We start from the raw sequence: 13,946 nt of genomic DNA on the forward strand, positions 1-13,946 counted from the left end.
GGTAAAATACGCTCCGGGATCCTTTGCGGAAAACGAAGCCAAAATGCAGTGTCTTTATGAAGCTATTTTTTTCCATAAGAATATTTGCATAAACACAACAATTGTTCTTGATCCTTAACGCATCCCAACCATTTTTAGCCCATAAACACCACTTAACACATAAAGGCGGATAAACCACCTGTAAAAATGAAAAAAGCCATGCAAATGCATGGCTTTTTAAAACAATTTATTGTTGGATTAGAAACCTAATTGCTTCTTAACATCTGGCAAAATATCCTTCCCTTTGGCTACGATAAGTCCACCACCTTGTGTAGCATCCATTACGTAATCAATTCCTTGGGCGGCTGCAACAGTTTCTATAGCTTTCTTGGCCTTTTCAGTGATAGGGCCTAAAAGCTCAGCTTGTTTCTTTTGTAATTCTTGCTGGGCAGTCTGTTGTGCCTCACCAATGTTCTTTTCAAAACCTTGAAGTTCCAAAGCTCTTTTCTGATTCTCCTCTTCAGACTTTGAAGATGACTCATTTGAATATTGGGTATATTTATTCTTTAGTTCGGTCATTGAACTTTCAATATCCGCCCTATAGGTTTCCTGTAATTTCTTTAGTTCCGCATCAGCTGCTTTCATCTCCGGCATTTCAGACAACAATTTTTGTACATCTATATGTGCAATTTTCGCCTGTGCGTTAACAAAACTTGTAGCTGCTACTAACAAAACGATGGCTACTGCTATTTTCTTAATTTGTTTCATGATTCTAATTAATGTTTGAGTGTTAATTTAAAGATTTAGTTATATAAATGTAATTTTGGTTTAAGCTTAATTTTATATTATTTATTGTCCTTTGAGCTATCCGCATCGTCCGAGTCCTTTTTTCCACTTCTTTCCTCTAATTCCTTTTTTCTTTTGGCTTCTCTTTCTTCCAATAACTTTTTCCTTCTTTCTTCGTATGCCTTTTTACGTTCTTCGCGAATCCTAAGCTGTTCTGCCCTATTTTCCTCCGCTGTTTTGGTCCTCGCCTCTTCCGCCTGTTTTGCCCTTTCCTGACGCTCTAAAATAGCATCACTTATGTTTTCTTCGGTTTCCTCCCCTTCAAATTCCTCAAAACTACTTCTTGCCCCTTGTTTTTTGTTGGGAGCACTTATCTTTCTAGTCCTTGATATCCCCCTTAAAACAAGATCGCTAATATCGTGTCTTTTCTCGGAATACAACATTACAACATCTGCCGATTTATCAAAAATAAAATCATATTTTTTATTTGCTCCGATTTTCTGCACTTCATTAAAAACCTGATCTTGAATTGGTTGTATCAATCTTCTTTTCTGAAGCACCAGATCTCCTTCCGGACCAAACCTATCCTGCTGATAATCAAACATCTCCTTTTCCAAGATTTGGATCTCTTCCTGTCTCTCGGAAATCAATTCCTCTGTTAATAGCACTTTCTCTGCCATTAAATCCTTCTTCATCTGGTCAATTATCCCCTTTTCCTTATCCAGCTCCAATTTCCACTTCTGCACTTTGGCCGCCAATTGTTCGTTGGCCTCCCTGTATTCCTCTACATTCTCCAGGATATATTCCATATCCACGTAACCTATCCTAATTGACCTTTGCGCCGAAATTGTAGCAACAAACATAGTTGCCGTTAGAAACAAAAGTACTTTTGATTTAATTCCCATGCTATCTTCTTTTTATACTATAGAAAATATCGTGCCAAAATAACTAAATATTTTAGAATGAACCATTTAACATATAAAACAATTGCAAATTTCTATATATTAAAACTGTTGTCCAATGATGAAGTGGGTTTTCCAACCGCTAGGTCCAGTTGAATTAGGGTTATAATCCTGATCAAATCCATATCCAAAATCAATTCCCAATAGTCCAAAAGCTGGCATAAAAATACGCAGACCCACTCCGGCAGATCTTTTTAACTCAAACGGATTAAAGTCTTGAAAATTGTTGAAGGCGTTCCCTGCCTCTAAAAATACCTGCCCATAAATGGAAGCAGACGGTTTCAGTGTTAAGGGATATCTAAGCTCCAAGGAATATTTATTGTACACAACTCCACCATCCTGTACTTGACCACCGCTTAATGGACTTGTACTATAAGGTGTTAAGGATTGATTCTCATAACCCCTCAAGGAAATAACGTCCCTACCATCCAATGTATAGGAACCCATACCGTCTCCCCCAACATAAAATCTTTCGAAAGGAACCTTTCCTACATCTTCGTTATAACTTCCCAAAAATCCAAATTCGGCATTGGTCCTCAAAACCAATTTATCTACCAAGGTAGTATACCAATCCCCTTTAAAGTTGACCTTGTAGAATTCCAACCACCTAAAGCGTTCCTGATCTATGCGCTCTATTTCTTCATTGTCCAACTCTTCAATGGCAACCTCCTGATCTTCATTGAGCTGCTTATAGTCTATATTATTGAACAAAGAAAAAGGAGGGGTAAATTTGGCCGTAATGGCAAAATTAGAGCCCGATCTTGGATAAATACGTCCACCGCCTGTAGCATCCCTTGAAATCCCCAGGGTATATGCAATGGAGTTGGACTTACCATTCCCGAAATTGAAAAGCCCTAAATTGTAATCCTGAAAATTGTACAACTGATATCCCAAAGAGTGGGATATGGTAAAGAAATCATCTGGCCATTGTACCCTTTTAGCCAAGCCTGCCGAAATTCCGGTGATGGAAAACTGCTTGCTTTTATCAGGTTTGTTACTAACATAAGGGTTATAATAAAACTGCTGGGTCCTGGAAAGGGACATATTGAACCTTACCGGTTTTTTACCTCCCAACCACGGCTCGGAGAAATTTAAACTATACACCCTGTAGGTTCTACTGGCCTGCAAACGCAGGGCAAAGGTTTGCCCATCTCCCATTGGAACCGGTTTATAGGCTTCCCCTTTAAATAAATTCTTCATGGAGAAATTGCTAAAAGACAGTCCCAGTGTACCAATGAAACCACCTCCGCCATATCCACCTTGGAGTTCGATCTGGCTAGAGCCAGCTTCCACCAGGTTATAGGCAATATCAACAGTTCCCGCATTGGGATCTGGGTTTTGGATATCCGGCTTTATCTGTTCCGCATCAAAGAACCCCAATTGTCCCAATTCCCTGATACTTCTAATGATGTCCGATTTATTATAGCGCTGCCCTGGTCTTGTACGTAACTCCCTAAAAATAACGTGGTCATTGGTCTTGTCATTCCCAACTACGGTAACATGGTCCAGAAACGTCTCCTTACCTTCAATTATTCTTATTTCAAAGTTGATGGTATCATTCTCTGCAGATATCTCCACAGGGTTGATACTGGAGAATAAGTAACCGTTATTTTGATACAAATTGGTAAGGTCTTCCGCATCTGGCTTGGAGTCGTCCGCGATACGTTTGCGCAACAATACCCCATTATAGGTATCCCCCTTTTTAACTCCTAGGACCTGTGCTAGTTGCCGGTCTGTATAAATGGTATTTCCAACGAAATCTATATCGCCAAAGTAATACTTGTTCCCCTCCTCAACCTTGATCTTCAAATCGATGAGATCATCGGAGACTTTTACAAAGGTATCCGAAATAATACGGGCATCCCTAAAACCTTTTTCGGCATACTTGTCCACTAGGGAAACCAAATCATTTTTGTAATCCTCCTGTATATACTTCGACTTCTTCCAGAAACGGTAGAATTTTCTTTTCTTGGTCTTTTTCAAAGCCTTGGCAAGCTTTTTACTGGACAACTGCTCGTTTCCTTCAAAAATAATATCGTTGATCTTAACCTTATCGCCTTTTTTAACATTGATGACCATCGCCTGAGTATTGCCATCTACAGTATCCTTTGCAGTGGCAATGGAAACCTTGGCATTAAGATATCCTTTCTTTTTGAATTTGTTCTGGATATAGTTCTTGGAATTGGCGATTAAACTTTCGGTTATCTTTTTACCTTTTTTTAGGTCGGTATCCTTTAAAATTTCCTCTATCTTTCTTTTCTTAACCCCGTAAACGGTTACATTGGAAAGAGTTGGCCTTTCAAGTATATTTAATTCAAGAAAAACGTTTTCCCCTTCAATATTGGTTATATAGAAACTTATATCCGTAAAGAGTTCCAGTCCCCATAATTTATTGATTACGGCACTTATTTCATCCCCTGGAACGGTAATGGCCTGCCCTATCCTCAAACCGGTATAGGTCTTTACCGTCTGTTCATTGTAACTTTGTAATCCAGTAACTTCCAATCCTCCTAGAATATACCTCTTACCATCTTCATAGGAAGTATCCTGTGCCGAGATAACTTTGGTAAAAATTAAGAATGAAAGTGTAATAAAAAGTTCAAGGGACATAAACCTTTTCATGCCGCTAGGTGAGTTGTTCGCTAGTTTTTCCAAATCTTCGTTCTCTGTTCTGGTAATTTTTAATGGCTTCCAATAAATGCTGTTCCGAAAAATCCGGCCAAAATACATCAATAAAATATAATTCCGCATATGCAATTTGCCATAGTAAGAAATTACTGATCCTATGCTCTCCACTTGTACGGATCAACAAGTCCACATCTGGTAAATTATGCGTGTAAAGATGGTTATTAATAATGGTTTCGTCAATATTTTCAGGAGAAATTATATTATTTTTAACTTTGACACATATCTGTTGTACGGCAGTTTTTATCTCTTCGCGAGACCCATAACTAAGGGCAAGCGTCAATGTCATACCCGTATTGGCACTAGTTTTCTCCATTACATCCACCAATTCCCTATGGGCACTGTTTGGCAAGGAAGCTATATTGCCAATGGTATTTAACTTAATGTTATTATTATTCAAGGTTTTCAACTCCCTTTTAAGGGAAGAGACCAACAACCGCATTAAAGTTTCCACTTCCAACTTGGGTCTGTTCCAATTTTCGGTGGAAAAAGTATATAAGGTAAGAAACTCCACCCCAATTCTAGCGCAGTCCTCAACAGTTCTCCTAACGGTCTTCACCCCTTGCTCATGTCCAAAAACCCTTAATTTACCCCTTTCTTTTGCCCAGCGCCCGTTACCATCCATGATTATGGCTAAATGTCTCGGCAACGATTTGATCTTTAATTCTTCCAAACTATATATTTTTTAAAAAACTACTGAAAGCAATCCTGACAAGGTTTTCTTCCAAAAGTATACGTTAGTGTAATCCCGGAGAAAACATACCAGTCATCACTAAAAATATTACCAAATCTAAATTCTTCATAATTGGAACCTTCAGGATTACTGGCATCCAAATTATCCGTAAAGGTGTATCTGGCCCCAATTTCCGCTCCCAAAATAAAAAACTGACCAATCCTTAATTTAGCACCAACCGTCATAGGTACGGCAAAAGAGCCATCCCTTTGCCCAACATCCTGTAATTGCGCCGCATCAAAATAATGGTATCCATATCTAAAATAGGTTACCCCGGTATACAGATAAGGCGTAAACGCCGGCCCCAATTGGTGCAAATTATATTCCACAAAATTAAACTCCAAACCTGCGGATGCCTCCAGAACACTATTGTCCATAATAAAATTCCGTTGTTGGCGCGACGGAATATCCGATTTGGAATCATCCGCTGTAAACTCCCCATAAATAATACTGGCCCTCCAAGCATAGCGTTTACTTTTGTTCCATTTAAACAAACCTCCAAAAGCAGGACCCGAAGGCAAAATAAAATTAGACCTCCCAACATCTCCAATATTATTGGTACCACCCGCAAATAGGCCAATCTCGTATGTCTGTCCCTTTATTTCATTAAAAATGAAAAGAAGAATTGCCGCAAAAAATAACCTCATTATTTATAAAAGTTTGCAAATATAACAATTTCAGTAGTTTACACTAGTAAATTATTACATTCATGTTCTCACTTGATAAACAGATTTTGTCCCTTTTTATTGTCGCCCCCAAAACGATCAGTTTCGTTTGTCCTCTCCCCACAATAATTTATTCCGCAGTGTTTTTAGGAAACTTTCGGAGGTATATTCAATCATTTTTATGGTAAAGGGAGCTTTTCTAATAAAAATCTCCTTGCCACTGGCTACGGTTGCAATCCTAGAGTCCAAGGATACCAAATGACTTTCTTCCCTCCCGGAAACCCTGAGCCTTATAACGGTATCATCAGAAATAACCAAAGGTCTTGCATTTAGGTTATGGGGTGCTATAGGTGTAAGTATCAATGATTTTGCCGTGGGGGCAATCACAGGTCCTCCACAGCTAAGCGAATACCCTGTGGATCCAGTGGGCGTCGCCACGATCAATCCATCCGCCCAATAGGATGTAAGGTATTCATCGTTCAGATGGGTTTCTACCGTAATCATGGAAGTAGTATCTTTCCTGCTCACGGTAATCTCATTCAAAGCAAAGTTTAATGTTTTAAATTCGGGAATATCGGATTGGGCACTTACCTCCACCAAACTGCGCTCTACAATGGTATATGCTCCCGAAACGAATTCCTTAACCACCTTGCGTACATCTTCTTTTCTAAATGTGGACAAAAATCCCAGCCTACCTGTATTAACACCTACTATAGGTATCCCCAAGTCCCGAACGTAGGTTGTAGCCCTTAAAATGGTACCATCGCCACCAAAACTCACAAACATATCAAAATGGACATCAAGACCATTGGAATCAGTGAATACAGGGAATTCACCTACATTACGCTTGGCCACGATCAAGTTGTAAAACTCTTTTTCAAAGTAAATATCGGCATTCTCTTTATGAAGTTCGTCCAACAACTCCACAATGCAATCCAAAACGTTATTCTGGCAAGTAAGTCCGTAAATGGCAACTTTCATAGGAATTAAACATTTAGATATTTATCCAAATAATCAGACCTCTGCTTTAAATCCTCGATAAACTGATCGTCATTGTTGCCGTAGAGTATAGTGTAGTTATACCTTCTAAAAGACTGTATAATCTCATTTAAATGTGTAGTACCAATTTTAATGGTGATCTGAATAACATCATTTCGAATATCCGTAATAAACCCGCCAATCAACCTAACATTATTGCTTTCCACTATCTGGGCTATCTCACTAAAAGAATAATCCTTTAATCCCTTTGCCAAGACAAGGATTCCCCCAGGCTCTGTAAAAAAGGGCGTATCAATAAATTCATCCACAATATCTATGAGATCGTAATATCCTACCACCAAACCATTATCATCCAAGACGGGCAAAAGGTTGGCTTCATTCTTTGAAAATATTTCCAATACATCCAACCAAGAAGTTTCCTTTCGGACAAAAAAGGTTTCCAGGTTATATCGATAATCCTCTATCTTCTTATCCTTTTCATAATTATCAAGGTCATTTTCATCCAAAACCCCAATAAAGACATTCCCTTCCATCACTGCAACATGGGAATAGGTAGATTCATTAAAGAATTTGATCACTTTTTTCAAAGTATCACCCACTTTAAAAATCGGCAATGTGGCAATTATGTTGTTTTGAATGTTCATAACTTCATATTATAACGCAAAATACTAATAAAAATTTCTAAGAACCCGAATCTTCCAAAGTATTATTTACAAAAAGAGCCAGCTTTTGCGAGCTGTTTAGAAAACAATCCTGAAAATTACAAGCATCCAAAATCATTCCTGTACAAAAGTCCTGAAAAAACTCCAAAACCCAATGGCTTGGAATTCTCCGCAATGATTACAACCGATCTTGAAAAACAAATTCTTTCACAATAAAAACAGCAAAAGGTATGCCTAATTTGTATTTTTGCTTTTAAACATACCAAAACCCTATGACAAAACTTAGCGTTAATGTAAATAAAATTGCAACATTAAGAAATTCACGAGGAGGAAACGTGCCAGACCTGCTAAAAGTAGCCAAAGACATTGAAGATTTTGGGGCACAAGGCATAACCATACACCCACGACCAGACGAAAGACATATCAGGTACCAGGATGCGAGGGACTTAAAGAAGATGGTCCGCACCGAATTCAACATAGAGGGAAACCCCATACAATCTTTTATGGATCTGGTTTTGGAGGTAAAACCAACACAAGTTACCCTGGTCCCCGATGCCGTAGATGCCATAACGTCCAATGCCGGGTGGGATACCATTAAGCACAGGGATTTCTTAAAGGAAGTAATATCCACATTCAAGGACAACGGTATAAGAACTTCTATTTTTGTGGACGCCAATATTGAAATGGTACAGGGTGCCGCACTAACAGGAGCCGACCGTATTGAACTTTATACCGAAAGCTATGCCCATGAATATGCAAAAGGAAACAAGAAGGGGGTCTTAGCCTTTAGCGAGGCCGCAAAAACAGCCCACCATTTAGGGCTGGGCATAAATGCCGGGCACGATCTAAGTTTGGAAAACATAAAGTATTTCAAGGAAAACATACCCCACTTGCTGGAAGTTTCCATTGGTCATGCCCTTATATGTGAGTCCTTGTACCTTGGCCTGGAAAATGTAATTAATATGTACATAAACAAATTAAAATAATGCCGGTACTGCATTCCAATATTTTAGGAGAAGGACAACCCATTATTATATTGCATGGTTTTTTGGGCATGTCCGACAATTGGAAATCCATGGGTACAAAATATGCCGAAGAAGGCTTCCAGGTACACCTATTGGATTTGCGAAACCATGGAAAAAGTTTTCATTCCCAAGAGTTCAATTATGATTTATTGGCGGAGGATGTTAAACAATACATGGAACACCATCGTTTGGAAGAAGCCATTATACTCGGCCATTCCATGGGTGGAAAAACAGCGATGCTTTTTGCCTGTCAATATCCACAATTGACAAAAAAATTACTTGTAGCGGATATTGCCCCCAAGTTTTACCCACCCCATCATCAAGACATTATAAATGGCCTCAATGCCTTGGACATCAAAAATATCAACTCAAGAAATGAGGCAGACGAACAACTGTCCAAATCCATAAAAAATATGGGTATACGCCAGTTTTTGTTAAAAAATCTGTATTGGAAGGAAAAGGGGGTATTGGGATTTCGATTCAATCTTAACGTATTAAGTAAAAAAATGGAGGAAATTGGGGAGAACATAGGATCTACAGACACCTACAAAGGACCGACACTTTTTTTAAGGGGAGACAGATCGGAGTATATCGTCCCAGATGACCTATCGGTTATAAAAAGGCATTTTCCATTGGCCACAGTAGAAACCATAGACAAGGCAGGACATTGGCTTCACGCAGAGAATCCCTCCCAGTTCTTTGAAAAAACCATTCAATTTATCAAATAGGTATTACCTCCTTACAGTTCAAAAATTAAGGACAACTCTAGGCCCCTACTTGGAAACCAGGAAAATCCCCCTTAACAAACAAAATAAATGTTTACTTTTAAAGGAATAATATCTTTGACAAAACATCCTTCAACCTAAAAAAGTTAATCATGAACCTAATTTTAAGAATTCTCCTGAGTGCCATAGCTGTTGTTATTTTGGCAAAAATACTACCCGGAGTAGGTGTGGACTCATATACCACCGCCATTATTGTTGCCATTGTTCTAAGTTTGCTCAATTTTATTGTAAAACCTATCCTGGTCATCCTGACCTTGCCGGTAACCATCCTCACCTTAGGATTGTTCCTACTTATAATCAACGCTATAATTATTCTTTTGGCCGACTACTTTATCGGAGGCTTCACCGTAAATAATATTTGGTGGGCATTACTTTTCAGCCTTTTGCTTTCCTTTCTACAATCTATATTTTATTCATTTCTAAATGATGACAAAAAAATATAGGGTACCTTTTTGACATTCAGTAATTTAAAAACTTGTTGGAGATTAGAAAATGTACTACTTTTGCATCCCATTTTATTTTAGTAAAATTAGATATAGAAATGAACATCACTAAAGAGCAGATTGACGAATTAAATGCGGTAGTAAAAGTTGCGGTAACCAAGGACGATTACTTCGACAAGGTAGAGACAATCTTAAAGGACTACAGAAAACAAGCAAACATACCAGGTTTCAGAAAAGGTCAGGTGCCTATGGGATTGATCAAGAAACAATACGGAAAAGCCGTTTTGGTAGATGAGGTAAACAAGCTGTTGCAAGACAATCTTAACAAATATCTTACAGAAGAAAAATTGGACGTGCTTGGAAATCCACTTCCAAAACAACAGGACAACTTCAACTGGGATTCTGAAGAATTTGCCTTTGAATTTGAATTGGGACTTGCCCCAAATTTCAATGTAGACCTTAAGTCGAAAAAAGCCATCACCCACTATAAAATCATTGCAGATAAAAAAACGATCGACGATCAGGTGGAGCGTATCCAAAAGCAATACGGTAAATTGATCAGCAAAACGGAAGTTGGCAAAAAAGATGACGTGAACGGGGTTTTCAAGAACGAAGCAGAGGAAATAGACAACAAGACTGTTATCGAGATCGAAAAAATAAAGAGTAAAAAAGCGCTAGACAGCCTTTTGGGCAAGAAAGTGGGCGATGTTGTTACCTTAAAGACAAAAGGGCTTTTCAAAGAAGATTATTTATTGGGCAGTTCTTTGGGGATAGATGCTGAAAAATCCGAAAAATTGGATATAGAAGTTACTTTCACCATAGAGGAAATCAACGAAAAGGAACCTGCAAAATTAGATCAGGAGCTTTTTGACAAGCTGTTCGGGAAAGATGTTGTAACCTCTGTAAAGGAACTGAAAGAACGCATCAAGGAAGATTCAGAAAAACAATTTGAGCAACAGTCCGATCAGAAACTGTTAAATGATGTAACCGAACACTTTATAGACAGTATCAAATTTGACCTTCCTACCGAATTTTTGACCAAGTGGATTCAGATGACCGGGGAAAAACAATTGACCGAAGAAGAAGCGAACGAAGAATTTGAAAAATCGGAAAAAGGCCTGCGCTATCAGCTTATAGAAGGCAAGATTATTCAGGAAAACGGTATTCAGATTCAGTTTGATGAGCTGAAAGAATTCGCAAAAGGCTTTATTAAGCAGCAAATGGCACAATTTGGTCAGTTGGATCCCAAAGAGGAGGAGTTGGATAATATTGCCGCAAGGGTACTTTCCAACCAAGATGAAGTAAAACGTCTTTCAGAACAATTGATGAGCCAAAAGCTTTTGACCCTATATAAGGAAAAAGCAAATTTAAAAACGAAAGAAGTTACTTACGAAGACTTTGTTAAGGAAGTATACGGGTAATTCCTATTAGTTGAACCTTATATTTTAAATACGCTACGATAGGAGCCAATAAAATTAAGTTTCACTAAAAATAAGTATATTTACAGTGTCGAAGAGTTTATTTTCGACACTTTTTTTATCTTATAAAACTATTGATATAAAATATGGATTACGGGAAAGAATTCAAAAATTATGCTATTAAACATCAGGGAATAAATAGCATGTATTACGATACTATCTTAAGTAGTATGTACCCCACCAACCTTACTCCAAACATTATTGAAGAAAGACAGCTAAATGCGGTAGCTATGGATGTCTTTTCCAGATTAATGATGGACCGTATCATTTTTCTTGGAACAGGGATCAATGACCAAGTTGCCAACATTGTGCAAGCACAGTTATTGTTCTTGGAAAGCACGGATGCCTCCAAGGACATACAGATATATATTAATTCCCCTGGCGGAAGTGTTTATGCCGGTTTGGGAATCTATGATACCATGCAGTTCATAAAACCAGATGTAGCCACCATATGTACAGGAATGGCCGCCTCTATGGGAGCGGTTCTCCTATGTGCCGGTGAAAAAGGCAAGCGCAGCGGATTGACCCATTCCAGGGTAATGATCCATCAACCTCTTGGCGGAGCACAAGGACAGGCCAGTGATATTGAAATCACGGCTAGGGAGATTCTAAAACTTAAGGATGAATTGTACCAAATTATTGCACATCATTCCGGACAGCCCCTAGAAAAAGTAAGCGACGACAGTGACAGGGATTACTGGATGAAAGCAAACGAAGCCAAGGATTACGGCATGATCGATGAGATCTTGGTCAGGGATAAAGACTAGAGACGACTAAAAAATCGAAAATTCCAGGTTACATTCTATGTGGATGCACCAAAGCATGGACTTTTTCGTTACTATTATTGAAAGTGATAAAATGATATGGCAAAAGAAAATTTAGAATGCTCTTTTTGTGGTAGGAAGAAACCAGAAACCAATTTGTTGATTGCAGGTCTTGATGCGCATATATGTGATCGTTGTATAGAGCAGGCACACGGTATAGTGGCCGAAGAATCCAAGCAGACCAAAAATAATGATCTTTCCTCCGAATTAACCTTGAAAAAACCTTTGGAGATAAAGGAGTTTTTGGACACGTTTATAATTGGACAGGATCGCACCAAAAAAGTAATGTCCGTTGCTGTTTACAACCATTACAAAAGACTTTTACAGCCAAAAAGCAAAGAAGACGATATAGAAATACAAAAGAGCAATATTGTCATGGTGGGCCAAACCGGGACCGGTAAGACCCTTATGGCCAAAACCATAGCCAAGATGCTCAATGTTCCTTTGGCCATTGTAGACGCTACCGTACTAACGGAAGCCGGTTATGTTGGGGAGGATGTGGAAAGCATACTTACCCGCTTACTACAGGCGGCAGATTACAATCTGGAAAAGGCAGAACGCGGTATCGTCTTTATAGATGAAATTGATAAAATTGCACGTAAAAGCGATAATCCTTCAATTACTCGCGACGTGTCCGGGGAAGGCGTTCAACAAGGGCTACTGAAACTATTGGAAGGAACAGTGGTGAACGTACCGCCCAAAGGAGGCAGAAAGCATCCAGATCAAAAGTTTATAGAAGTAAACACAGAGAATATTTTGTTTATTGCCGGAGGGGCCTTTGACGGAATTGAAAGGCATATTACCAAAAGGTTGAATATGCAGGCCGTAGGCTATAGTGCTTCCAAAGCTGAAGAAAAGGTAGACAACGAAAATATTTTACAGTACATTGTACCTAAAGATTTAAAGGATTTTGGATTAATCCCGGAGATTATTGGTAGGCTCCCGGTGCTTACCCACATGAATCCATTGGACAAGGAAACCTTAAGGGCCATATTAACGGAGCCCAAGAACGCCATAATAAAGCAATATGAAAAATTGTTTAAGATGGATGGAATTTCCTTCAAGATTACAGAACAGGCGTTGGATTATATTGTGGACAAGGCCATAGAATATAAATTGGGGGCAAGGGGATTACGCTCCCTATGCGAAGCCATTTTCACGGATGCCATGTTCGAATTCCCAAGTACGAACGAAAAGGAGTTTAAGGTCACAAAACCTTATGCCGAAGAGAAATTATCCTTTGAAACCATTAAAAAGTTAAAAGCAGTCTCTTAGGACTGCTTTTAACTTTTATAAAACTATTAACGATTTCCATAATTTAAGATGGAAATCCTGATGTTAAGCCACAAACTGTTTTTGCATAACCTTGGCCAATAATTCTTGGCATACCTTACTTATTATTTTCTCATCGCTATAGAGTTCATGCCCAAAACCCTTCACCACTTCAACATCTACACCAATTTGATCGGACCATAAGGTTGATGGCCTAAATTCATCATTTTGCCCATAAAGCAGTTTAATACCCCCAGTTGGCGCATCATTTTCCAAGCGCAACCTTGTACTGGAAATGGCATATAACGATTTTAATGGCAATCCTTTAAGTGCAGCTTTCCATGCTATGCTACCACCTATACCAAAGGCCAAATAATGACTGGGCCCCTGTTCTTTTTTCAACAAATGGGCTACGGCTGTTTCCACACCCCCCCCAATAAATTCCCTGTGGATATTCTCTGGAGAATTTACCTCCAAACTTATATTGGCCAATTGCTGACAATCGTAATATGTAATATCATAATACTGTTGCAGGTAACCCAAATAAGAGGTTATCCATAGCCCTTTTTTAGAACCCCACATATCGGACAATATCACTAATCTATTCGCCATAATAAAAAGTATAAAAAGTTAAAGGGAAACATTTGA

General features: G+C 38.7%; 14 protein-coding genes. 6 read left to right on the top strand and 8 right to left on the bottom strand.

Annotated elements, in window-relative coordinates:
- Window positions 1-237 precede the first annotated feature (237 nt).
- From QSE00_RS15245 to QSE00_RS15275, 7 genes are all read right to left on the bottom strand, one after another.
- Window positions 238-747, bottom strand: coding sequence for an OmpH/Skp family outer membrane protein (locus QSE00_RS15245; RefSeq protein WP_110355593.1), 510 nt, complete (start codon window positions 745-747; stop codon window positions 238-240).
- Window positions 748-824: 77 nt separating this feature from the next.
- The gene (locus QSE00_RS15250; protein WP_459076845.1) at window positions 825-1,664 is read right to left on the bottom strand and encodes an OmpH/Skp family outer membrane protein; all 840 of its coding nucleotides are present in this window, start codon (window positions 1,662-1,664) and stop codon (window positions 825-827) included.
- A 105-nt stretch (window positions 1,665-1,769) separates the two neighbouring features.
- Window positions 1,770-4,349, bottom strand: coding sequence for a BamA/OMP85 family outer membrane protein (locus tag QSE00_RS15255; RefSeq protein WP_286106590.1), 2,580 nt, complete (start codon window positions 4,347-4,349; stop codon window positions 1,770-1,772).
- 4 nt (window positions 4,350-4,353) lie between these two features.
- Window positions 4,354-5,037 carry an isoprenyl transferase gene (locus QSE00_RS15260; protein WP_375334782.1) on the bottom strand — a complete coding sequence of 228 codons (684 nt, stop codon included), beginning with the start codon at window positions 5,035-5,037 and terminating at the stop codon, window positions 4,354-4,356.
- Between the two features lie 68 nt (window positions 5,038-5,105).
- Window positions 5,106-5,792 carry a type IX secretion system protein PorG gene (gene porG, locus QSE00_RS15265; protein WP_110355589.1) on the bottom strand — a complete coding sequence of 229 codons (687 nt, stop codon included), beginning with the start codon at window positions 5,790-5,792 and terminating at the stop codon, window positions 5,106-5,108.
- A gap of 117 nt (window positions 5,793-5,909) precedes the next feature.
- Complete coding sequence (locus QSE00_RS15270; protein ID WP_286106591.1) at window positions 5,910-6,791, bottom strand: NAD kinase; 882 nt, start codon at window positions 6,789-6,791, stop codon at window positions 5,910-5,912.
- A 5-nt stretch (window positions 6,792-6,796) separates the two neighbouring features.
- The gene (locus QSE00_RS15275) at window positions 6,797-7,453 is read right to left on the bottom strand and encodes a CBS domain-containing protein (RefSeq protein ID WP_110355587.1); all 657 of its coding nucleotides are present in this window, start codon (window positions 7,451-7,453) and stop codon (window positions 6,797-6,799) included.
- A 290-nt stretch (window positions 7,454-7,743) separates the two neighbouring features.
- Between QSE00_RS15275 and QSE00_RS15280 the strand changes: the two genes are divergently transcribed.
- The 6 genes from QSE00_RS15280 to clpX all read left to right on the top strand — a co-directional run bounded on the left by QSE00_RS15280 (window position 7,744) and on the right by clpX (window position 13,301).
- Complete coding sequence (locus QSE00_RS15280; RefSeq protein WP_286106592.1) at window positions 7,744-8,457, top strand: pyridoxine 5'-phosphate synthase; 714 nt, start codon at window positions 7,744-7,746, stop codon at window positions 8,455-8,457.
- Window positions 8,457-9,224, top strand: a complete 768-nt coding sequence (locus tag QSE00_RS15285) for an alpha/beta fold hydrolase (protein WP_286106593.1) — start codon at window positions 8,457-8,459, stop codon at window positions 9,222-9,224. Before QSE00_RS15280 ends, QSE00_RS15285 begins: the two co-directional genes overlap by 1 nt.
- A gap of 149 nt (window positions 9,225-9,373) precedes the next feature.
- Window positions 9,374-9,724, top strand: a complete 351-nt coding sequence (locus QSE00_RS15290; protein WP_110355584.1) for a phage holin family protein — start codon at window positions 9,374-9,376, stop codon at window positions 9,722-9,724.
- A gap of 98 nt (window positions 9,725-9,822) precedes the next feature.
- Entirely contained in the window at window positions 9,823-11,145 is a 1,323-nt protein-coding gene (gene tig / locus QSE00_RS15295; RefSeq protein WP_110355826.1) for a trigger factor, read from the top strand.
- A gap of 143 nt (window positions 11,146-11,288) precedes the next feature.
- Entirely contained in the window at window positions 11,289-11,969 is a 681-nt protein-coding gene (gene clpP / locus QSE00_RS15300) for an ATP-dependent Clp endopeptidase proteolytic subunit ClpP (RefSeq protein ID WP_110355583.1), read from the top strand.
- A gap of 96 nt (window positions 11,970-12,065) precedes the next feature.
- Window positions 12,066-13,301 (top strand): ATP-dependent Clp protease ATP-binding subunit ClpX, encoded by a 1,236-nt coding sequence (gene clpX / locus QSE00_RS15305; RefSeq protein WP_110355582.1) that lies wholly within the window; start codon window positions 12,066-12,068, stop codon window positions 13,299-13,301.
- A gap of 63 nt (window positions 13,302-13,364) precedes the next feature.
- Here the strand turns inward: clpX and QSE00_RS15310 are convergent, their stop codons facing one another.
- Window positions 13,365-13,910: a hypothetical protein gene (locus QSE00_RS15310; protein ID WP_286106594.1), complete on the bottom strand. Its 546-nt coding sequence runs from the start codon at window positions 13,908-13,910 to the stop codon at window positions 13,365-13,367.
- Window positions 13,911-13,946 lie beyond the last annotated feature (36 nt).

Origin of the sequence: Arenibacter flavimaris, from assembly GCF_030291335.1 — a bacterium.
Classification (GTDB): Bacteria; Bacteroidota; Bacteroidia; order Flavobacteriales; family Flavobacteriaceae; genus Arenibacter.

Bases quoted from the DNA above. Each gene is read 5' to 3' on its own strand.
- QSE00_RS15245 (WP_110355593.1), bottom strand. From the start codon at position 747: ATGAAACAAATTAAGAAAATAGCAGTAGCCATCGTTTTGTTAGTAGCA.
- QSE00_RS15255 (WP_286106590.1), bottom strand. From the start codon at position 4,349: ATGAAAAGGTTTATGTCCCTTGAACTTTTTATTACACTTTCATTCTTA.
- QSE00_RS15260 (WP_375334782.1), bottom strand. From the start codon at position 5,037: ATGGATGGTAACGGGCGCTGGGCAAAAGAAAGGGGTAAATTAAGGGTT.
- porG (WP_110355589.1), bottom strand. From the start codon at position 5,792: ATGAGGTTATTTTTTGCGGCAATTCTTCTTTTCATTTTTAATGAAATA.
- QSE00_RS15270 (WP_286106591.1), bottom strand. From the start codon at position 6,791: ATGAAAGTTGCCATTTACGGACTTACTTGCCAGAATAACGTTTTGGAT.
- QSE00_RS15275 (WP_110355587.1), bottom strand. From the start codon at position 7,453: ATGAACATTCAAAACAACATAATTGCCACATTGCCGATTTTTAAAGTG.
- QSE00_RS15280 (WP_286106592.1), top strand. From the start codon at position 7,744: ATGACAAAACTTAGCGTTAATGTAAATAAAATTGCAACATTAAGAAAT.
- QSE00_RS15285 (WP_286106593.1), top strand. From the start codon at position 8,457: ATGCCGGTACTGCATTCCAATATTTTAGGAGAAGGACAACCCATTATT.
- QSE00_RS15290 (WP_110355584.1), top strand. From the start codon at position 9,374: ATGAACCTAATTTTAAGAATTCTCCTGAGTGCCATAGCTGTTGTTATT.
- tig (WP_110355826.1), top strand. From the start codon at position 9,823: ATGAACATCACTAAAGAGCAGATTGACGAATTAAATGCGGTAGTAAAA.
- clpP (WP_110355583.1), top strand. From the start codon at position 11,289: ATGGATTACGGGAAAGAATTCAAAAATTATGCTATTAAACATCAGGGA.
- clpX (WP_110355582.1), top strand. From the start codon at position 12,066: ATGGCAAAAGAAAATTTAGAATGCTCTTTTTGTGGTAGGAAGAAACCA.
- QSE00_RS15310 (WP_286106594.1), bottom strand. From the start codon at position 13,910: ATGGCGAATAGATTAGTGATATTGTCCGATATGTGGGGTTCTAAAAAA.